Source organism: Roseomonas sp. KE0001, assembly GCF_016107285.1.
GTDB lineage: Bacteria > Pseudomonadota > Alphaproteobacteria > Acetobacterales > Acetobacteraceae > Pseudoroseomonas.
This window is the reverse complement of the sequence record NZ_RCVQ01000001.1, coordinates 162,029-180,215: the sequence shown is the minus strand read 5'-3', so window position 1 is coordinate 180,215 and position 18,187 is coordinate 162,029. Positions and strand designations below refer to the sequence as shown.

The following is an 18,187-nucleotide window of genomic DNA, read 5'->3' as shown; positions in this document are numbered from 1 at the left end:
CTTCTCGCCGTGTCTCCGCCCAGGCTAGCCGCGCGCCCCCGCTTGTCGAGGGCCCGGCCTGGCCGCCCTGCCCGCCGGCACGTGACCCGGCGGCGCTTCCGGCCTATCTGGAAGCCATGCGACCTTCGACCCTCCGCTTCAGGACCCTGCATGGCGCCGATCTGCGGCCCTGGCTGCCGGAGCTCGGCCGCCTGCGCATCGCCGTCTTCCGCGACTGGCCCTATCTCTACGAGGGCGACGAGGCCCATGAGGCGAAGTATCTGCGCGGCTATGCCGAAACGCCCGGCGCGGCGGTGATCGTGGCCTTCGACGGCGAGCAGCCGGTCGGCGCCGCCACCTGCGAACCCCTGGCCGGTACGCACGGGCCGGTGCGCGACACCTTCCTGGCGGCCGGCCTCGACCCGGCGCGCTTCTGCTACTTCGGCGAGAGCGTCCTGCTGCCCGCCTGGCGCGGCCAGGGCGCGGGGCTGCGTTTCTTCGCGTTGCGCGAGGCGCAGGCCGCGCGCCTGGGCGCCGATTTCGCCACCTTCTGCGCCGTGCGCCGCGATCCGGCCGATCCGCGCCGCCCCGCCGCCTATGTCCCGCTCGACGGCTTCTGGCGCCGGCGCGGCTACACGCCCTACCCCGCCCTCACCTGCCGCATGACGTGGCGCGAGCCCGGCGGCGCGGCGGAGATCCCGCATGAGCTGAGCTTCTGGATGAAGCCGATCGCCGGAGCGCCCCTGCCATGACCGCCCTTCGCCTCGCCCTGATGCAGTATCCGGTGGAGCGGCCGGACAGTGTCGCGAGCTGGGGCGCCAAGCTCGACCGCTGGCTGGCCGAGGCCCGCGACCAGGGCGCCGGTCTCGCCGTGCTGCCGGAATATGCCTGCGTCGAGCTGGGCTCCGCCCTGGCCGGCAGGGCGCCGGCCGGGGAGGCGGAGGAGCTGGCCGCCATGGTCGAGGCCGCGCCGCGGATCCTGGACCGCATGCGCGAGGCGGCCATGGCCGCCGGCCTGTGGCTGCTGCCGGGCACCCTGCCCCAGCGCGACGCCGACGGCGCCGTCCGCAACCGCGCGCCCCTGATCGCGCCCGACGGCCGCCTGGCCTTCCAGGACAAGCACGCCATGACCCGCTTCGAGGCGGAGCGCTGGGGCGTCACGGCCGGCGCGCCACCGCGCGTCTTCGACACCCCCTGGGGCCGGATCGGCATCTCCATCTGCTACGACAGCGAGTTCCCCGACCACGTCCGCGCACAGGTCGAGGCCGGCGCCTGGCTGATCCTCGCCCCCTCCTGCACCGACACGCCGCACGGCTTCAACCGGGTCCGGGTCTCCGCCGCCGCGCGCGCGCTGGAGAACCAGTGCTTCGTCGCGGTCAGCCCGACGGTGGGCGAGGCGCCATGGTCGGCGGCGCTCGACCGCAACCGAGGCCGTGCCGCCGTCCTCGGCCCGATCGACCGCGGCTTCCCGGAGGATGGCGTGATCACCGAGGGGGTGCCGGACAGGCCGCAATGGCTGCTGGCCGATCTCGACCCGGCGCGGATCGCGACCGTGCGGCGCGAGGGGGCGGTGTTCAACCACCGCGACTGGCCCGCGGGCCGCTTCCCCGCCGCCACGCCGGCCGCCTTCGCGTGACGCTGGTCTATCTGGTCGCCGGCGAGGCCTCCGGCGACATGCTGGGCGCCCGGCTGGTCGCGGCGCTGCGCCGCCGCCGGCCGGACCTCGCCTTCGCCGGCGTGGGGGGCGAGCGCATGGCGGAGCAGGGCGTGCCCAGCCTCTTCCCGATGCGCGAACTGGCGCTGATGGGGCTGATGGAGGTGCTGCCCAACCTGCGCCGGCTCGCCCGGCGCCTCGACGAGACGGTGGCCGACATCCGGGCGCGCCGCCCGGCGCTCGTCGTCACCATCGACAGTCCGGGCTTCACCCTGCGCGTGGCGCGGCGGGTGAAGCCGCTGGGCTTCCCCGTGCTGCATTATGTCGCGCCGCAGGTCTGGGCCTGGCGGCCGGGACGGGTGAAGCGCATCGCGCACGAGGTGGACCGCATCCTCGCCCTGCTGCCCTTCGAGCCGCCCTTCTTCGAGAAGGCCGGCATCCCCGTCACCTTCGTCGGCCACTCCATCCTGGAATCGGGCGCCGACCGGGGCGATGCGGCGCGCTTCCGCGCCGCGCACGGGCTCTCGCCGGAGGACCGCGTCCTGCTGGTCATGCCCGGCAGCCGCCGCAGCGAGACCGGGCGGCTGCTGCCGGTCTTCGGCGAGGCCCTGGCCCGTACCGCCGCGGTCGTGCCGCGCCTTCGCCCCGTCGTGCCGCTGGCCGGGCCGGTGGAGGAGGAGGTGCGGGCGGTGACGGCGCGCTGGTCCCCGGCCCCCCTGCTGCTCCGGGGGGTCGCGGAGAAGTACGACGCCTTCGCCGCCGCCCGGGAGAGCGAGGGGGCCGGGCTGATCAAGTCGGGCACCTCCTCGCTGGAGGTGGCGCTGGCGGGCGTGCCGATGGCGGTGGGCTACCGGGTCAACCCGGTCTCGGCGATGATCGCGCGGCGGCTGCTGAAGGTGCGCTTCGTCAGCATCGTCAACCTGCTGGCCGATGCCGAGATCGTGCCCGAGTATCTGCAGGAACGATGCACGCCGGCGCTGCTCTCGGCCGCGCTGATCCGCCTGCTGACCGACCCCGCCGCCGCCGCCGCGCAGCGCGACCGCTTCCGCCACCTGCTGGACCGGTTGCGCCCGCCCGAGGGGCTGCCGAGCGAGGCCGCCGCCGGCGCGGTGCTGCGCATGCTGGAGGAAGGCCGGACCCTTCCGGCAGGGGGCTGACAGCGCCACGCCAGCGCCGCATGCTGCGCCCCCCGCGACACAGGGAGACCCCATGCCCAACGACACCCGGCTGAAGCAGCGCGCGACCTATGGCTTCTGGACCGCCGAGCGCGTGCGCTTCGGCGACACCGACCGGCTCGGGCATGTCAACAATGCCGTCTACTCGACCTATTTCGAGACCGCCCGGGTGGAGTTGATGGACCAGTTGATCCGCGGGCCGGAGAGCTACTTCGTCATCGCCCGCATGGCCATCGACTTCACCGCCGAGCTGCGCGAACTGGGTCCGATCGAGATCGGCACCGCCATCACCGGCATCGGCCGCTCCTCCTTCACCACCGGCCAGGCGGTCTTCCAGGGCGCGCTCTGCGCCGCGACCGGCGAAGGCACGGTGGTGCTGATCGACGCCGCGACGCGCCGCGCGACACCGCTGCCGGAGGAGATGCGGGCCAGGCTGGAGGCGCTGATGCCGCCGGCCTGATCCCGCTGGCCCGAGCCCTCCGCCGGCTCAGGCCGCCGCCTTGCGCCGCGCCGCGTCGTAGAGCGCGAGGCGTTTCGCCGCCGCCTCGGTGAGGCCGCCGGAATAGTCGAGGCCGGGATCCGGCAGGGATTCCGCGAAATGGCAGGCCACCTGCTGCCCCTGCAGATCCCGCAGCGCCGGAACCTCGCTGCGGCAGCGATCCTGCGCGAAGGGGCAACGGGTGTGGAACCGGCAGCCCGGCGGCACCGCCATCGGGCTCGGCACGTCGCCGCCGAGCGGCGTCACGCGGCCGCGCCGCGACGGATCGGGGTGCGGGATGGCGGCCAGCAGCGCCCGGGTATAGGGATGCCGCGGCCTGGCGAAGAGGGCGCGCTTCTCGCCGACCTCCATCACCGCACCGAGATACATCACCGCGATGCGGTCGGCCATGTGCTTCACCACGGCGAGATCGTGCGCGATGAAGAGGTAGGAGAGGCCGAGCCGGGCCTGCAGATCCTTCATCAGGTTGACGACCTGCGCCTGGATCGAGACATCCAGCGCGGAGACCGGCTCGTCGCAGACGACGAGGTCGGGCTCCACCGCCAGGGCGCGCGCGATGCCGATGCGCTGGCGCTGCCCGCCGGAGAATTCGTGCGGATAGCGGTCGGCGTGGAAGGGCCGCAGCCCGACCAGGGCGAGCAGTTCCTGCACCTTGGCGCGGCGGCTGGCCTCGTTGCCGATGCCGTGCACCGCCATCGGCTCGGCGATGGCGTCACCCACCGTCAGGCGCGGATTGAGGCTGGCATAGGGGTCCTGAAACACGATCTGCATGCGCCGCCGGAGCGCGCGCATGGCACCGCCATCGACCTTCGTGACGTCCTGGCCGTCGAAACGGATGCGGCCGGCGGAGGGCTCAATGAGGCGCAGCACCAGCCGCGCCGTGGTCGACTTGCCGCAGCCGGATTCGCCCACCAGCGCCAGGGTCTCGCCCCGGTTCAGGGTGAAGGAGACACCGTCCACGGCCCGCACCGCGCCGACCTGCTTCTGCAGCAGCAGGCCCTTCTTAACCGGATAGTGCTTGGCGAGGCCATCCACCTCGAGAAGCGCGCTCATGCCGCCGTCTCCAGGGCCAGGGACTCCTCGACCGGCGCGCGCAGGCAGGCCACCTCGTGGCCCGGGGCGACCTCCCGCAGCAGCGGCATCTCCGTCCGGCAGGGCGCGATGGCGAAGGGGCAGCGCGGGTTGAAGCGGCAGCCCTCGGGGAAGGCGAAGGGCGGTGGCACGGCGCCGTCGATGGCGAGCAGCCGATCGCGCTCCTCGTCCAGGCGCGGCACGGACCCCAGCAGGCCCAGCGTATAGGGATGCTGCGGGTCCTCGAAGAGCGCGCGCGCGGCGGTGCGCTCGACGACGCGGCCGGCATACATCACCGCGACCTCGTCGGCCATCTCGGCGACGACGCCGAGATCGTGGGTGATCAGGATGATCGACATGCCGGTGTCCTGCTGCAACTCGCGCAGCAGGTCGAGGATCTGCGCCTGCACCGTGACGTCGAGCGCGGTGGTCGGCTCATCGGCGATCAGCAGGCGGGGCCGGCAGGCCAGCGCCATGGCGATCATCACGCGCTGCCGCATGCCGCCCGAGAGCTGATGCGGATACTCGTCGAAGCGCCGCTCCGGCGAGGGGATGCGGACACGCTTCAGCGCGGCGATGGCCTGCTCCTTCAGGCTGGCCGCGTTGTCCTTCGGCGCGTGCACGCGCATCGCCTCGACCAGCTGCCGGCCCACGCTGTGCACCGGGTTGAGGCTGGTCATCGGTTCCTGGAAGATCATGGCGATCTGCCCGCCGCGCACCTGCCGCATCTCGGCGGTGGACAGATCGAGCAGGTTTCGATTCTCCAGGAGCACACGACCTTCCGTGGTCCGGCCGGGCGGCGGCACCAGCCGCATGATGGACAGGGAGAGCATCGACTTGCCGCAACCGCTCTCGCCGACGATGCCGAGGGTGCGGCCGCGCGGCACGGAGAGATCGACCCCGTCCACCGCGCGCACCAGGCCGGAGGAGGTCTTGAAGACGGTGCGAAGGCCTTCGATTCGCAGGAGATCCGGTTGCATCAGGCCCATCGGAAAGTGGGAGGGGAAATCTTCTCGGCCGAACGGTGCGCCCAGTCCATCCGCGGCGTCCGTTCAATGATCCGCTTCTGCGCCTCATGCAGATGCGCGGCGGCGCCTTCGTAATCCATGGTCAGAACCTTGCCGTCCCGCACCACCGCCTCGCCATCGATATGCACGGCACGGATGGCGCGGTCGCCGGCGGCGTAGATCAGGCTGCGCATCGGGTCGCGCGCCGGGCGCATCATCGGGTGGGTGACATCGACCATGACGAAATCGGCGCGGCATCCCGCGGCCAGCCGGCCGATATCCTCGCGTCCCAGGGCCGTTGCGCCGCCGATGGTGGCGGCATCGAACAGATCCGTCGAGCTGAGGCTGCGCGGATCGCCCGACTGGGTGCGCGCGATGTAGGAGACCAGCCGCAGTTCGTCGAGCATGTTGTGCGGATAGGTGTCGGTGCCGATGCCCATGTTCACGCCGCGCTTGCGGTAGCGGCCGAAATGCTGCAGCGAGATGCCGCGCCGGGCGAAGACCGTCGGGCAATGCGCCACGGTGGTGCCGGTGGCCGCCAGCCGGTCGAGGTCGTTCTCGGTGTGCCAGCGGGTGCTCGGATGGTCGTCGAGGAAGATGCCGTGACCGATGATCGAGCGGTCCGACAGCAGGCCCTGGCTGTCCAGCCAGCCGATCGGCGTCAGCCCGTGGCGGCGGGTGATCTCGTGGAACTCGACCACCGATTGCGCCGCGTGGATCTGCCAGGCCACGCCGCGCGCCCGGGCCTCCTGGAAGCTCTCGCGCAGCAGCGTCTCGGAGCAGGTGTCGATCTGCGCCGGCACCACCATGCCGAACAGCCGGCCGGAGGGGTGCTGCGCGGCACGCTCGATCAGCCCCAGCGCCTCGCCCATCGCCTTCTCGCCGGCCGCCTCGTCCCATTCATACTCGACGACATGGCCGTTCCGGGTGAACCAGCGGGCGGAGCGGAACATCGGCGCGATGCAGACCCGCATGCCGCTCTCGCCCAGCAGGTCGAGCCAGCCGGGATGCGCCATGGACAGGTCGGCCACCGTGGTCACGCCGGAGAGCAGCAGTTCCGACAGCGCCACGCGGACGCAGGAGGGCACGGCCTCCGCGTCGGCGCGGAAGATCGGCAGATACTCGTAGAGGGAGGAATTGTAGAGCCCCGGCGTGCCGATCTCGTCGATCAGCCCCTTGTTCATCGGCTCGGAGGAGGGGTGGCAGTGGATGTTCACCAGGCCGGGCATGACCATCATGCCGCGGCCGTCGATCACCTCATCGGCCGGGCCATCATAGCCACGGCCGACAAAGGTGATCTGGCCGTCGCGATAGGCCACCTCCGCATCCGTCAGGTAGGTGTGCTGCCGCGCCGAGGCATCCCAGGCGATGACGAGGTCGGCGTCGCGGATGACGGTGGTGGTCATCGGTCCTTTTCCTTCGCTCAGCGGGTCAGGCGGATGTCGAGGCCCTTGTAGAGGGCGACACCGTAGATCCCGTGCGGACGCACGCCCTCGACCCGCGGGCCGGAGACCACCCAGAGCGGCTGGCGGATCAGCGGCAGCCAGGGGCTGGCTTCGGCCAGCTGCTCCTGGACCGTGCCGATCGCCTGAGCGCGGTCGGCCGGCTCGAGCGCGGTCTTGGCCGCGTTGATCAGATTGTCGGTCTTCTCGTCCTTCCAGTTCATGCGGTTCGGCGTCGGCGTGTTGGTGCTCGGGAAGTAGAGCGCCAGCGCGTCCGTCGCCGAGGCATAGGGGTAGGACATGATGAAGGCGTCGAACTCCTGCGTCGCCAGCTTGCCCCAGGCCACCGTGGCATCCCAGAGCTGGATCCGCATCTCGACGCCGATGCGGCGCAGATCCGCCTGGATCGCCTGCGTCATGCCGTTGTTGTAGGTCTGCTGGATGCCGTAGATCAGGAAGCTGGCCCGCTGCCCGTCCTTGACGCGGATACCGTCGCTGCCCGGCTTCCACCCCGCCTCGTCCAGCAGCTTCCGCGCCGCGTCGGGATCATGCGACGGCATGGCCTTGGCCGCCTGGGCGCTGGCGTCCAGCGCGTTGGGGTTGATGTAGGCATCCGCCACCTCGCCGGCGCCGAACCAGACCGCCTTATTGATGGCCTCCTTGTTGACCGCCATGTTGATGGCGCGGCGCACCACCGGGTCGTTCATGACCGGCTTGTCGACCTTGAAGCCGACGAAGTTGTCGTAGAAGTAGTTCGGCTGCTGCACCAGCTTGAGCGTCGGGATGCGCTTCAGCCCGTCCAGCGCGAAGTACGGGATCCACTGCGTCACGTCGCCCTGGCCGGACTGGACCGCCGCCAGGCGGGTGTTCGCCTCCGGGATGACACGCAGCGAGATGCGGTCCACCTGCGGCGAGGGGTTCTTGTAGATCGGCGGCCCCCAGTTGTAGGCCGGGTTCTTGGTCAGCACCATTTCCTGCCGCGGCGCCCAGCTGGCCCAGCAGTAGGGGCCGACGCCGTTGAAGCCCTGCACGCCGAAGTTGTCGCCGAGCTTCTCGACCGTCGCCTGGTCGACCATGCCGGCGAAGTACTGCGCCAGCTGCAGCAGCAGCTCGCTATACGGCGCGGTCAGCTCGTACTCCACCGTGTGGTCATCGACCGCGCGCACCTCCTTCACCGGTCCGGCGCGCCACTTGACCGGGCTGCGCGTGGCCGGGTCGATCCAGCGATTGATGCTGTAGACCACGTCCTTCGCCGTGAAGGGCTTGCCGTCGCAGAACTTGACGCCCTGCTTCAGCTTGAAGGTGTAGGTCTTGCCGTCCTCGCTGACCGTCCAGCTCTCGGCAAGGCCGGGGCGGACGGTCTTCTGGTCCCAGTCCATCGAGACCAGCGTGTCGGTCAGCAGGAACAGCGCCTCGCCGGCCGCCGTCGCGGTGGTGCGGTGCGGGTCGTAGCGGTCGGCGTCGATCTCGCGCAGCACGACCAGCGTGCCCTTCGGCGCCATCTGCGCCGTGGCCTGGCCGGCGGGGAGCATCCCCGCGAGGGAGAGCATGGTGCCACCGAGCAGGGCGGCGGCGCGGCGTCGGCCGGCCATGAGGACACTGGACATTCTTGGCCCTTTCTCGAGGAGGTCTAGACGCGCAGGCGCGGGTCGAGCGCATCGCGCAGCGCATCGCCCAGCAGGTTGAAGGTCAGCACCACGACGAAGATCACGACGCAGGGCAGCACGGCGATATGCGGCGCGAAGAACAGGAAGCTCCGCCCTTCGGAGGCCATGGCGCCCAGCTCCGCCACGGGCGGCTGCGCGCCGAGGCCGAGGAAGGAGAGCGCCGAGCCCAGCAGGATCACCTGGCCGAAGCGCAGCGTGGCGAAGACGAAGATCGGCGAGAGGCAGTTGGGCGCCAGATGCCGCAGGATCAGCCGCCCGTCCCCCATGCCGGTGGCCCGCGCCGCCTCGATGTAGTCCTGCCGCATCACCACGAGCGCGTTGCCGCGCACGATGCGCGCCATCAGCGGCACGGTGGCGACCGAGAGCGCCAGGATCACCGCCGGGATGCCCGGGCCGAAGATCGCCGCGATGGCGAGGCCGAAGAGGATGGCGGGGAAGGAGAGCAGCACGTCCATCAGCCGCATCAGCAGCCCGTCGATCCGCCTGTAGTAGGCGGAGGCGAAGCCGATGATCGCGCCGGCCACGCCGCCCAGGAGCACCGAGGCGCCGCCCATCAGCAGCGTGGCCCGCAGCCCGTAGAGCAGGCGGGTGATCATGTCCCGCCCCTGGCTGTCGGCGCCCAGCAGCAGGCCCGGCGCGCCCGGTACGGTCATCGCCGAGGCCAGGTCGTTGTCGAAGGGATCGGTGGGCGCCAGCACCGGCGCCAACGCGGCAGCCAGGATCAGCAGCACGGCGACGATCAGGGACACCGCCGCCACCGGCTCGCGCAGCAGCCGGCTCAACGTGCCCGGCCGCTTCGGCGTGCCGGGGGCGACCGGTGTGGCGGCCGCCGCGGCCGTGGAGTTCACGCTCGCCATGCTCATGCCCCCCGCATGCGCGGATCGAGCGCGGCATAGAGCACATCGACCAGGAGATTGATCAGGATGAAGCCGAGGGAGAGCACGATGATGGTCCCCTGCGCCATCGGGAAGTCGGAGGAGAGGATGGCGCCCACCGCCAGCCGGCCGACGCCGGGCCAGGAGAAGACGGTCTCGGTCACCACCGCGCCGCCGAGCAGGAAGCCGATCTGCAACCCGATCAGCGTCACCACCGGGATCAGCGCGTTGCGCAGCGCGTGGTGCAGCACCACGGCACCCTCCCCGAGGCCCTTGGCCCGGGCGGTGCGGACATGCTCGGCGCCCAGCACCTCAAGCACGGCCGTGCGCGTCATGCGGGCCACGGGGGCGATGAAGACGCCGCCCAGCGTCAGCGCCGGCAGCGCCACCGCCTGCCAGCCCTCGAGGGTCCAGAGCGGGCCGCCGCGCCCGGTGAAGGGCAGCAGCTGCCACTGGAAGCCAACCAGCCAGATCAGCATCAATCCCAGGAAGAAGACCGGCACGGAGCCGCCCGCCACCGACAGGGCGGTGACGAAACGGTCGAGCAGCGAGCCGCGCCAATAGGCGCCGATGGTGCCGAGCGCGATGCCGATCGGGATCGACCAGAAGAGCGAGGCGAACATCAGCTCGAGCGTCGGGCCGATGGTGGCGCCCAGCTCCTGCGTCACCGGGACATTGTTGATGATGGAGACACCGAAGTCGCCCTGCAGCAGCCGCCAGAGATAGATGCCGAACTGCACGTAGAGCGGCTGGTCCAGGCCGAGATCGCGGCGGATCTCCGCAATCAGCTCGGCCGTGGCCGTGGGACCGGCCCGCACCGTCGCCGGGTCGGTCGGCACCACCTGCATCAGGAGGAAGCCGATGAGCAGCACGCCGAAGAGAACCGGCACCGCCATCAGAAGGCGTTGAAGCGCGTGACGCAGCATCGGTCAGTCCGCGGCGCCGGCCAGCGCGGCGGCCTCGCCATGGCGGTCGAAGAGAACCTTGCCGCCGCGCAGCGTCAGGTCGGCCTGCGTGGTCAGGATGTCCTCCGGCGCGACGGTGAACAGGTCGCGCGAGAAGACGGCGATGTCCGCCTGCATGCCCGGCTCCAGCGTGCCGCGCTCGCTCTCGGCGAACTGCGAATACGCGCCGCACCAGGTGTAGCAGTGCATCGCCTGCTCGGGCGTCAGGCACTCCCCGGCACCCAGCACCGTGCCGCGATTGGTCTTGCGCGTGACCATGGTGAACAGGTTCTGGAACGGGTTCACCGTGCAGACCGGGCTGTCCGAGGAGGCCGCCGGATGGTGCCCCTCCTCCAGCCAGGTGCGCATCGGATAGGCCGCCTCGGTGCGCTCGCGGCCGAGGTTGCGGAGGTAGAGATCGCCGAACTCATACATGAAGAGCGGCTGCGGAATGGGGATGATGCCATGCCGCAACATGCGCCGCCGCTGGTCGGCGTTGAGGAAGCCGCAGTGCTCGATGCGGTGGCGCCGCCCCTCGATCGGCTGCGCCGGGGTGGAGGCGCGCTCCATCGCCACCAGCACCTGCTCGATGCCGGCGTCGCCGATGGCATGGATGTCGAGCTGCCACCCCTGCGCGTGGTAATGCGCCAGCATCTCCTGCATCGCCGCGTCGGGGAAGCAGAAGATGCCGGTGCCGCCGCCGGCGCTCTCCAGATAGGGATCGAAGAAGGCGGCGGTGAGCCCGCCCGCCGAGCCGTCGCCGAAGACCTTCACCGCGCCCCAGGCCAGCAGATCCTCGGCCCGCTCGCCGACCGAGACCGAGGGCCGCAGCCCCTCCTCCCAAGCGGCGCGGGCGATGCCTTCGGGGTTGCCGGCCAGCACCTGCCACATGCGCTGCATCAGCCGCCCCTCGGCCGCGGCGCGGCGATAGGCGCCGATCTCGGCCATGCCGGCGGTCATGCCGACGTTCATGTCGCTGGCGGAGGCGAAGCCGAGGGCCGCGAGCTCGCGTCCGGCTGCCTCGATGGCGGCGACCATCTGCGCCTCGCCGGGCGGCGGCATGACGTCGCGGATCAGGCGCATCGCCCGTTCCTGGAACAGGCCGGTGAGCTGCCCGCCCTTGCGCTCGATGGCGCCACCCTCGGGATCGGGCGTGTTGTGGCCGACACCGGCCCGCTTCATCGCCGCGCTGTTGGCCACGGCGACATGGCCGCAGGTGCGCACGATGAAGACCGGATGATCGGGCGCCACGCGGTCCAGCTCGCCGGCGAGCGGATGCCGGCCGATATCCAGCTCGCCGTGATCGTAGCCGCGGCCCAGGATCCATTCGCCCTTCGGCGTGTTCCGCGCGGCGGCGGCGATGCGCGCCAGCACCTCGTCCAGCGTGCGGACCTCTTCCGGCCGCAGGTTCACCTGCGACAGGCCGAGGCCATAGGGCAGGAGGTGCATATGCGCCTCGTTTAGCGCCGGTGTCGCCACCCGCCCGCCGAGGTCGATGCGGCGCGTTCCCGCGCCGGCCAGCGGCGCCACCTCATCGAGGCTGCCGATGGCGAGGACACGGCCGTCCTTCACCGCCATCGCCTCGGCGAAGCCGGCCGAGAGACCACGGAAGATGCGGCCGCCGGAGATCAGCAGATCAGCCATTACGCGCGCCAGTCCGGCTTGCTGCCTTCGATGAGTTGCAAGGCCGAGCCCCAGGCCCATTCGGCATGCGCCAGCGAGCGCGCCGGATCGCCGTTGAACTGCGCGGCGGTCCTGAGGCGGACCTCCTCCGGCGGCAGCACCAGCTCGGCGCCGCCCGCGAGCGCCGCCACCTGCGCCTGGCAGGCGCGCTCCAGGTAGTAGATCAGGTTGAAGGCCTCGGGGATGCTGCGGCCGGCGACCAGCAGGCCGTGGTTGCGCAGGATCATGGCCTTGTTCGTGCCGAGGTCGGCGACCAGGCGCTCGCGCTCGTCGAGATCCAGCGCGATGCCCTCATAGCCGTGATAGGCGAGATGGCCGTAGAACTTCAGCGCGTGCTGGCTGATCGGCAGCAGCCCCTGCTTCTGCGCCGAGACGGCGATGCCGGCGGCGGTGTGCGTGTGGACGACGCAGAAGGCATCATCGCGTGACATGTGCAGCGCCGAATGGATGGTGAAGCCCGCCGCGTTGACCTGCTTGGTCTCAGCTCCCTCCTCGACGATATTGCCGTGGAGATCGATCTTCACCAGGTCGCTGGCCTTCATCTGATCGAAGAGCACGCCATAGCGGTTGATCAGGAAGTGGTGCTCGGGGCCTGGAACCCGTGCGCTGATATGGGTGTAGATGAAGTCGGTCATGCGGAAATGCGCGACGAGGCGGTAGAGCGCCGCGAGGTCGCAGCGGATCTGCCATTCCTCTTCGGAGCAGTTCATCAGCGGTGCGGTGGCGATGTTCATGACAGATCCCCTCGGGTTGATGAAATGTCATCATGCCCGCAGGCACCGTCAATCGGTCGATTTGCCTTCGCGATGCAGCAAACGGCGCGCCTGCCTGGATTCGAGGCAAAACCCGGCCGGGGACGCCACGCCACCGGGCATACGCGAGACTCCCTCGGATCGGCGCAATTGCCCTGCGATACCTTCTTCGCACAAGGCCCGCTCCGAGGTCCGAAATGCCTTCCTCAGGCGGATCGCGGGCCTTCCGCGCTGGCTGGCGGCCCGGTTCCTGCTATGCGACGACCTGTGCGACACGCCAGACGCGACCATCATGGCCTCACGGAGGCCGCAGGAGAGCACCGCCTTGCCGATGATCCCATTCCTCGCCCGCGGCCTGCGGCGCCGGGCCACGCTGCTGGCCACGGCGGTGCTGCTCGCCGCCTCTCCCGCGGTGGCGCAGACCCCGAAGGACACCTTGCGCGTCGTCCTCAGCAACGAGATGACGACGATCGATCCGGTGATGTCGGCCGCCGCCTTCGCGCGCAACCATGGCTTCCTGGTCTATGACCAGCTCTTCGCGATGGACAGCCAGGGCGTGGCGCGGCCGCAGATGGTCGGCGAGCATGTCGTCTCGGCCGATGCCATGACGCACCGCTTCACCCTGCGCGACGGCCTCGCCTTCCATGACGGCGCGCCGGTGCGGGCCGCCGACGCGGTGGCCTCGATCCGCCGCTGGGGCGCGCGCGATGTCGTCGGCAAGGCGCTAATGGCCGCCACCGCCTCGCTGGAGGTGATCGACGACCGCAGCTTCGAGCTGAAGCTGAGCCGCCCCTTCGGCCTGATCACCGAGGCGCTGGCCCGGCCGACGGCCAGCGCGCTCTTCGTCATGCCGGAGCGCATCGCCAGCACGCCGGCCACCACCGCCATCACCGACCCGACCGGCTCCGGCCCCTTCATCCTCGACCTCGCGAACTGGCGCATCGGCGACCGCGCGGTCTATCGCCGCAACGCGAACTACAAGCCTCGCCCCGAGCCGGCCGATGGCCTGGCCGGCGGCAAGGTCGCCCAGGTCGAGCGTGTCGAATGGCTCGCCATGCCGGATGCCGCCGTCGCGGCCAATGCGCTGACCAATGGCGAGATCGACTTCATCGAGCATCCGGCGCCCGACCTGCTGCCCCTGCTGCAGAAGGCGCGCGGGGTCACGGTGGGGCTGATCAACCCGGTGGGCAGCATGGTCTGGCTGCGCCTCAACCACAGCCAGCCGCCCTTCAACGACCCGCGCCTGCGCCGCGCCCTGCTCCAGGCGATCAGCCAGCAGGAGGTGCTGCAGGGGATGGGCATCCCCGATGAGGATCAGGTCGCCTATTGCCCGGCCTACTTCATGTGCGGCACGCCACTGGAGACGGCCGCCGGCGCCAGCGGCCTGCGCGATCCGGATCCGGCCAAGGTCCGCGCGCTGCTGAAGGAGGCGGGCTACGACAACGCCCCGGTGGTCTTCCTGAGTGGCGCCGACAATCCGCTGAACAGCAACTCCACCCTGGTGCTGGCTGAGCAGTTCCGCCGCGCCGGCTTCGCCATGGATGTGCAGACCACCGACTGGGCGACCGTGACCGTGCGCCGCAACCGGCGCGAGCCCCCTGCCCAGGGCGGCTGGAACCTCTTCGTCACCATCGCCAATGCGCTGGATGCCGGCAATCCGCTCTCCAACCTCTACCTCGCCAGCCCCTGCGAGGGCGGCCTGACCGGCTGGCCCTGCGACCCGGAGCTGGAGCAGCTTCGCCGCGCCTGGTGGGAGGAGCCGGATGCCGAGAAGCGCCGCGCCCTGCTCGACCAGGTGCATGCACAGGCCTATGAGAGCCTGCCCTACATCAATGCCGGGCAGTTCCGCACCAAGTCGGCCTGGCGGAGCAACCTGGACGGGCTGCTGCCGACCACCGTGCCGGTGTTCTGGAACGTCGTGAAGAAGTGAGGCGCTGGGGCCGTGGTGCCGTCTCGGAAGGGGCGGCGCCTCAGTCCCGGTAGTCCGGCTGCTCGCGGTCCATCTTCCGCTTCAGCGCCTGCCAGGGCAGCCATCCCTTGACCGGGGAATCCGATGCCTGTCCGCGCACCCGCTCCACCACCGCCGGGGGCGGCAGGGACAGTGGCGCGCCCGTGGACTGCGCCGCGACCTGGATGCGGCAGGACTGCTCCAGGTAGTACATCCAGTAGAACGCCTCCGCGACGGTGCGACCGATGGTCAGCAATCCATGGTTGCGCATGATCATGGCACACCGGTCGCCCATGTCGCGCACGATGCGGTCCCGCTCCTCCAGATTGTCCATCGCCGCGATGCCTTCGTATTCATGGATGGCGACGCGGTCGTGCAGTTCCATGTTCATCTGGTTGAGCGGCAGCAGGCCGCCGGCCTGGGCGGCCACCGTCATGCCGGCCAGGGTATGGGTGTGCATCACGCATTGCGCCCGCGGCGCGCCGCGATGCAGGGCGGAGTGGATCACGAAGCCCGCCGGATTGACCGGCCAGGTCGTGCGCTGCAGCGCGACCCCGTCGGCATCGACCATGACGAGGGAAGAGGCGGTGACCTCCTCGAAAAGCAGGCCATAGGGATTCACCAGGAACTGGTGGCCATGCCCGCCGGGCACCCGCACCGAGAGATGGGTGTAGACGAGGTCGGTCATGCCGAAATGCGCCAGCAACCGATAGGCGCAGGCGAGATCCTCCCGCAACTCCCGCTCGGTCGGGACGTGCTCCGGATCGGGGCGGACGGGCGGGGGGATCAGGAGCATTCAATATCCTCGCTCGGGGTCGTAAAGATTGGGGAGCGGACGCCCGGCCTCGAAGGCCGCGATGGCGTCCGCAATGTAGCGCGCGCGCTCCGGCCTGCTCGACATCGAAGCGACATGTGGCGTGATCGTAACTCCGGGATGCGCCCAGAGCGGGCTGGCGGGCGGCAAAGGCTCCTCCTCGAAGACGTCGAGCACGGCCCCGGCCAGATGGCCGCTGTCGAGCGCGGCCAGCAGGTCGGGTACCACCAGATGGGAGCCGCGCCCGGCATTCACCAGTTCCGCCCCGCACGGCAGTTGCGACAGCAGGCGGGCGTCGATCAGGCCGGCGGTCTCCGGCGTGGAGGGCAGCAGGCAGACCAGCATGTCGGTGCTCGCCAGGAAGGCCGGCAGTTCCGCCGCCCCGGCGAAGCTGCGCACGCCCGGGAGATCCTTGCGCGAACGCGACCAGCCCTGCACGGGGAAGCCGACGCCGCGCAGCATCTCGGCGGCGCGGCGGCCGAGATTGCCGAGGCCCATGATGCCGACGCGGCGCATGGAGGCATCGAAACGCGCCTCCTTGTGCCGCCACTCCGCCACCGCCTGGCCCAGGGCGAAGTGCCGCATCTCCCGCAACAGGGACAGGCAGGCCCAGACGACATACTCGCCCATGCGCTGCGCCGTGCCCTCCCCGCCCATGCGGACCAACGGCAGGTGGCGCGGCCAGGCGGGATCGCAGGTGATGTGGTCGACCCCGGCGGCCGAGGAGAAGACGACGCGCAGATTGGGCAGCTTCGCCAGGCGGCCCGGCTGCGGCTCCCAGACGACGACGTAATCGACCTCCTCCGGCCGCACGGCGGGATCGTCCCAGAAATGCACATCGAGCCGCGGATCGGCCGCCCGGAAGCACTCCCGCCAGTGGCCCAGCGCCTTCTCGCCACCCGACTTCACCAGAAGCTTGACCATCCGCCCTCGCCTCGCCCTCTCGCCATCCAGGACCCCGGCCGGGCCCGTGCCGGAACCTGCCGCCCCGGCCGGCCCGCGTCCAGCGCCGGACGACCCGCCGGCCGGTCCCGTCGGGCCGCGCCAGTCCGCCGCCCGCCACTGCCTTGATCAGGCTGCGCAAGGGACAGGCAGGTGGGGCCTGCCGCCGGCAGCCTCGGCTTGACGAGAGTGCGCCGGCGGCGGAGCATTCCCGCAAGAAATCCTTGCGGGAGATGCCCCTGATGTTGCGCCGCGCCCTTCTGGCAGCCCTCGCCGTGTCGGCCGCCACCCTGCCGGCCACCGCCCCGGCCCGTGCCCAGGGCTTCACCCCGCAGAACCCGGAATGCATTGCCCCGGCGGCGCCGGGCGGTGGCTTCGACCTGACCTGCCGCACCACGGCGCGGCTGCTGAACGAGTACGGCATCGTCGGCCCGGCCATCCGCACGCAGAACATGCCGGGCGGCATCGGCGCGGTGGCGATGAACCAGGTGATCGCGCAGCGCGGCGCCGATCCGAATGTCATCGTCGCCGTCTCCACCGGCTCCTGGGTCAATCTGGCGCAGGGCCGCTTCGGCCGCTGGACCGAGAACGACGTGCGCTGGATCGGCGCCATCGGCGCGGATTTCGGTGTCATCGCCGTGCACAAGGACAGCAAGCTCAGGACGCTGGCCGACCTGATGGCGGTGCTGAAGGCCGATCCCGGCAGCGTGCCGATGGGCGCGGGCGGGGCCGTCGGCAGCCAGGACTGGACCAAGGCCGCGCTGATCGCCAAGGCCGCGGGCGCCGACCCGCGCAAGCTGCGCTACGTGCCCTTCGAGGGCGGCGGGCAGTCGATGGCGGCGCTGCTCGGCGGCCATATCCAGGTCTTTCCCGGCGATGCCTCCGAGGTGCAGGGCCAGTTGCAGGCGGGCGAGATCCGGCTGCTCGCCGTGCTCTCGCCGGAGCGCCTGCCGGGCGTCTTCGCCGCGGTGCCGACGGCGAAGGAGCAGGGCGTGGACGCCGAATGGACCATCGTCCGCGGCTTCTACATGCCGCCCCGCGCACCCGACGCCGCCTATGACTTCTGGGTGGGCGCGATCCGCAAGCTGCAGGCCGATCCGCGCTATGCCGAGGCGCGCAGCGGCGCCGGTCTGTTCGAATACAACGTCACCGGCGCCGAGTTCGACGCCCTGGCCAAGAAGCGCACCGCCGAGTACCGCGCGTTGGCGAAGGATGTGGGGCTGGTCTCGCAGTGACCGACCTGCCGGCGGCGGAGCCGCACCCGCCGCGCGCCCTGGCCCATTCCACGGCGCCGGACCGGTCGCTGGGCGTGGCGCTGCTGCTGGTCGCGACCGGCGCGCTGTGGCACGCCCTGTCGCTGCAGGTGCCCTTCGCCGCCGATCCGCTGGGGCCCAAGGCCTTCCCCGGCGTGGTCGCCATGGTGCTCGGCCTCGCCGCCCTGGCGCTGCTGCTGCGCCCCGGCCTCGGCTGGGAGGCCGGCGGGCCGCCCTGGAAGGGACTGGCCTGCATCGCCGCCATGGTCGCCTATGCCTTCCTGCTGATCCCGCTCGGCTTCATCCTGGCCACGGCGCTGCTCTGCCTGGTCATCGCCCGTGCCTTCGCCGGGAACTGGGCGCAATCCCTGCTGGCGGCGGCGGTGACGGCGCCGGCGCTGTTTCTGCTGATGGACACCCTGCTGGATCTGCCGCTGCCGCGCGGCCCCCTCGGCTTCTGACCCTCGGTTCCTGACAGGCGG

17 protein-coding genes are annotated in these 18,187 nt (G+C 71.0%); 7 read left to right on the top strand and 10 right to left on the bottom strand.

All coding sequences use genetic code 11. The annotated features are described in order from the left end of the window. Positions 1 to 116 precede the first annotated feature (116 nt). From D9598_RS00785 to D9598_RS00770, 4 genes are read left to right on the top strand one after another with little or no spacing between them, the layout of a single operon-like run. A complete protein-coding gene (locus tag D9598_RS00785; RefSeq protein WP_198364495.1) occupies positions 117 to 731 on the top strand; it encodes a GNAT family N-acetyltransferase in 615 nt (204 codons plus the stop codon). Then, a complete protein-coding gene (locus D9598_RS00780; RefSeq protein WP_198364494.1) occupies positions 728 to 1,615 on the top strand; it encodes a carbon-nitrogen hydrolase family protein in 888 nt (295 codons plus the stop codon). Before D9598_RS00785 ends, D9598_RS00780 begins: the two co-directional genes overlap by 4 nt. Next, entirely contained in the window at positions 1,612 to 2,790 is a 1,179-nt protein-coding gene (gene lpxB / locus D9598_RS00775) for a lipid-A-disaccharide synthase (RefSeq protein ID WP_198364493.1), read from the top strand. Before D9598_RS00780 ends, lpxB begins: the two co-directional genes overlap by 4 nt. Positions 2,791 to 2,842: 52 nt before the next feature. After that, complete coding sequence (locus D9598_RS00770) at positions 2,843 to 3,268, top strand: thioesterase family protein (protein WP_198364492.1); 426 nt, start codon at positions 2,843 to 2,845, stop codon at positions 3,266 to 3,268. A 27-nt stretch (positions 3,269 to 3,295) separates the two neighbouring features. On the opposite strand, the gene D9598_RS00765 is transcribed toward D9598_RS00770, so the two are convergent. Genes D9598_RS00765 through D9598_RS00730 form a run of 8 tightly spaced genes read right to left on the bottom strand, consistent with a single transcriptional unit; the run spans position 3,296 to position 12,730 of the window. Further along, on the bottom strand, positions 3,296 to 4,360 hold the full coding sequence (locus D9598_RS00765) for an ABC transporter ATP-binding protein (protein ID WP_198364491.1): 1,065 nt from the start codon (positions 4,358 to 4,360) through the stop codon (positions 3,296 to 3,298). Continuing rightward, complete coding sequence (locus D9598_RS00760; protein ID WP_198364490.1) at positions 4,357 to 5,358, bottom strand: ABC transporter ATP-binding protein; 1,002 nt, start codon at positions 5,356 to 5,358, stop codon at positions 4,357 to 4,359. Before D9598_RS00760 ends, D9598_RS00765 begins: the two co-directional genes overlap by 4 nt. After that, positions 5,358 to 6,791 carry an amidohydrolase family protein gene (locus D9598_RS00755; RefSeq protein WP_198364489.1) on the bottom strand — a complete coding sequence of 478 codons (1,434 nt, stop codon included), beginning with the start codon at positions 6,789 to 6,791 and terminating at the stop codon, positions 5,358 to 5,360. Before D9598_RS00755 ends, D9598_RS00760 begins: the two co-directional genes overlap by 1 nt. A 17-nt stretch (positions 6,792 to 6,808) precedes the next feature. After that, positions 6,809 to 8,434 (bottom strand): ABC transporter substrate-binding protein, encoded by a 1,626-nt coding sequence (locus D9598_RS00750; protein ID WP_232476784.1) that lies wholly within the window; start codon positions 8,432 to 8,434, stop codon positions 6,809 to 6,811. 23 nt (positions 8,435 to 8,457) lie between these two features. Then, positions 8,458 to 9,357: an ABC transporter permease gene (locus D9598_RS00745; RefSeq protein ID WP_198364488.1), complete on the bottom strand. Its 900-nt coding sequence runs from the start codon at positions 9,355 to 9,357 to the stop codon at positions 8,458 to 8,460. After that, positions 9,354 to 10,295, bottom strand: coding sequence for an ABC transporter permease (locus D9598_RS00740; RefSeq protein ID WP_198364487.1), 942 nt, complete (start codon positions 10,293 to 10,295; stop codon positions 9,354 to 9,356). Before D9598_RS00740 ends, D9598_RS00745 begins: the two co-directional genes overlap by 4 nt. 3 nt (positions 10,296 to 10,298) lie before the next feature. Then, positions 10,299 to 11,957, bottom strand: coding sequence for an amidohydrolase (locus tag D9598_RS00735; RefSeq protein ID WP_198364486.1), 1,659 nt, complete (start codon positions 11,955 to 11,957; stop codon positions 10,299 to 10,301). Next, complete coding sequence (locus tag D9598_RS00730) at positions 11,957 to 12,730, bottom strand: class II aldolase/adducin family protein (protein ID WP_198364485.1); 774 nt, start codon at positions 12,728 to 12,730, stop codon at positions 11,957 to 11,959. Before D9598_RS00730 ends, D9598_RS00735 begins: the two co-directional genes overlap by 1 nt. Before the next feature lie 349 nt (positions 12,731 to 13,079). Here D9598_RS00730 and D9598_RS00725 point away from each other — a divergent pair, with 349 nt between their 5' ends. After that, the gene (locus D9598_RS00725) at positions 13,080 to 14,678 is read left to right on the top strand and encodes an ABC transporter substrate-binding protein (protein WP_198364984.1); all 1,599 of its coding nucleotides are present in this window, start codon (positions 13,080 to 13,082) and stop codon (positions 14,676 to 14,678) included. Positions 14,679 to 14,718: 40 nt separating this feature from the next. Here D9598_RS00725 and D9598_RS00720 read toward each other — a convergent pair whose 3' ends face one another. Together D9598_RS00720 and D9598_RS00715 are read right to left on the bottom strand one after the other, a co-directional pair. Then, positions 14,719 to 15,492, bottom strand: a complete 774-nt coding sequence (locus D9598_RS00720) for a class II aldolase/adducin family protein (RefSeq protein ID WP_198364484.1) — start codon at positions 15,490 to 15,492, stop codon at positions 14,719 to 14,721. Beyond that, positions 15,493 to 16,434, bottom strand: coding sequence for a glyoxylate/hydroxypyruvate reductase A (locus D9598_RS00715; protein WP_198364483.1), 942 nt, complete (start codon positions 16,432 to 16,434; stop codon positions 15,493 to 15,495). Between the two features lie 251 nt (positions 16,435 to 16,685). Between D9598_RS00715 and D9598_RS00710 the strand changes: the two genes are divergently transcribed. Both D9598_RS00710 and D9598_RS00705 read left to right on the top strand, forming a co-directional pair. Next, positions 16,686 to 17,687, top strand: coding sequence for a tripartite tricarboxylate transporter substrate binding protein (locus D9598_RS00710; RefSeq protein ID WP_232476783.1), 1,002 nt, complete (start codon positions 16,686 to 16,688; stop codon positions 17,685 to 17,687). Further along, the gene (locus D9598_RS00705; protein WP_198364481.1) at positions 17,684 to 18,166 is read left to right on the top strand and encodes a tripartite tricarboxylate transporter TctB family protein; all 483 of its coding nucleotides are present in this window, start codon (positions 17,684 to 17,686) and stop codon (positions 18,164 to 18,166) included. The genes D9598_RS00710 and D9598_RS00705 overlap by 4 nt, the downstream gene beginning before the upstream one ends. Positions 18,167 to 18,187: the final 21 nt, after the last annotated feature.

Excerpts from the sequence above, each read along its gene's own strand:
- D9598_RS00735 (WP_198364486.1), bottom strand. The coding sequence starts at position 11,957 with ATGGCTGATCTGCTGATCTCCGGCGGCCGCATCTTCCGTGGTCTCTCG.
- D9598_RS00730 (WP_198364485.1), bottom strand. The coding sequence starts at position 12,730 with ATGAACATCGCCACCGCACCGCTGATGAACTGCTCCGAAGAGGAATGG.
- D9598_RS00755 (WP_198364489.1), bottom strand. The coding sequence starts at position 6,791 with ATGACCACCACCGTCATCCGCGACGCCGACCTCGTCATCGCCTGGGAT.
- D9598_RS00750 (WP_232476784.1), bottom strand. The coding sequence starts at position 8,434 with ATGTCCAGTGTCCTCATGGCCGGCCGACGCCGCGCCGCCGCCCTGCTC.
- D9598_RS00780 (WP_198364494.1), top strand. The coding sequence starts at position 728 with ATGACCGCCCTTCGCCTCGCCCTGATGCAGTATCCGGTGGAGCGGCCG.
- D9598_RS00785 (WP_198364495.1), top strand. The coding sequence starts at position 117 with ATGCGACCTTCGACCCTCCGCTTCAGGACCCTGCATGGCGCCGATCTG.
- D9598_RS00765 (WP_198364491.1), bottom strand. The coding sequence starts at position 4,360 with ATGAGCGCGCTTCTCGAGGTGGATGGCCTCGCCAAGCACTATCCGGTT.
- D9598_RS00740 (WP_198364487.1), bottom strand. The coding sequence starts at position 10,295 with ATGCTGCGTCACGCGCTTCAACGCCTTCTGATGGCGGTGCCGGTTCTC.
- D9598_RS00720 (WP_198364484.1), bottom strand. The coding sequence starts at position 15,492 with ATGCTCCTGATCCCCCCGCCCGTCCGCCCCGATCCGGAGCACGTCCCG.
- D9598_RS00725 (WP_198364984.1), top strand. The coding sequence starts at position 13,080 with ATGATCCCATTCCTCGCCCGCGGCCTGCGGCGCCGGGCCACGCTGCTG.
- D9598_RS00770 (WP_198364492.1), top strand. The coding sequence starts at position 2,843 with ATGCCCAACGACACCCGGCTGAAGCAGCGCGCGACCTATGGCTTCTGG.
- D9598_RS00745 (WP_198364488.1), bottom strand. The coding sequence starts at position 9,357 with ATGAGCATGGCGAGCGTGAACTCCACGGCCGCGGCGGCCGCCACACCG.
- D9598_RS00715 (WP_198364483.1), bottom strand. The coding sequence starts at position 16,434 with ATGGTCAAGCTTCTGGTGAAGTCGGGTGGCGAGAAGGCGCTGGGCCAC.
- D9598_RS00760 (WP_198364490.1), bottom strand. The coding sequence starts at position 5,358 with ATGCAACCGGATCTCCTGCGAATCGAAGGCCTTCGCACCGTCTTCAAG.
- D9598_RS00710 (WP_232476783.1), top strand. The coding sequence starts at position 16,686 with ATGCCCCTGATGTTGCGCCGCGCCCTTCTGGCAGCCCTCGCCGTGTCG.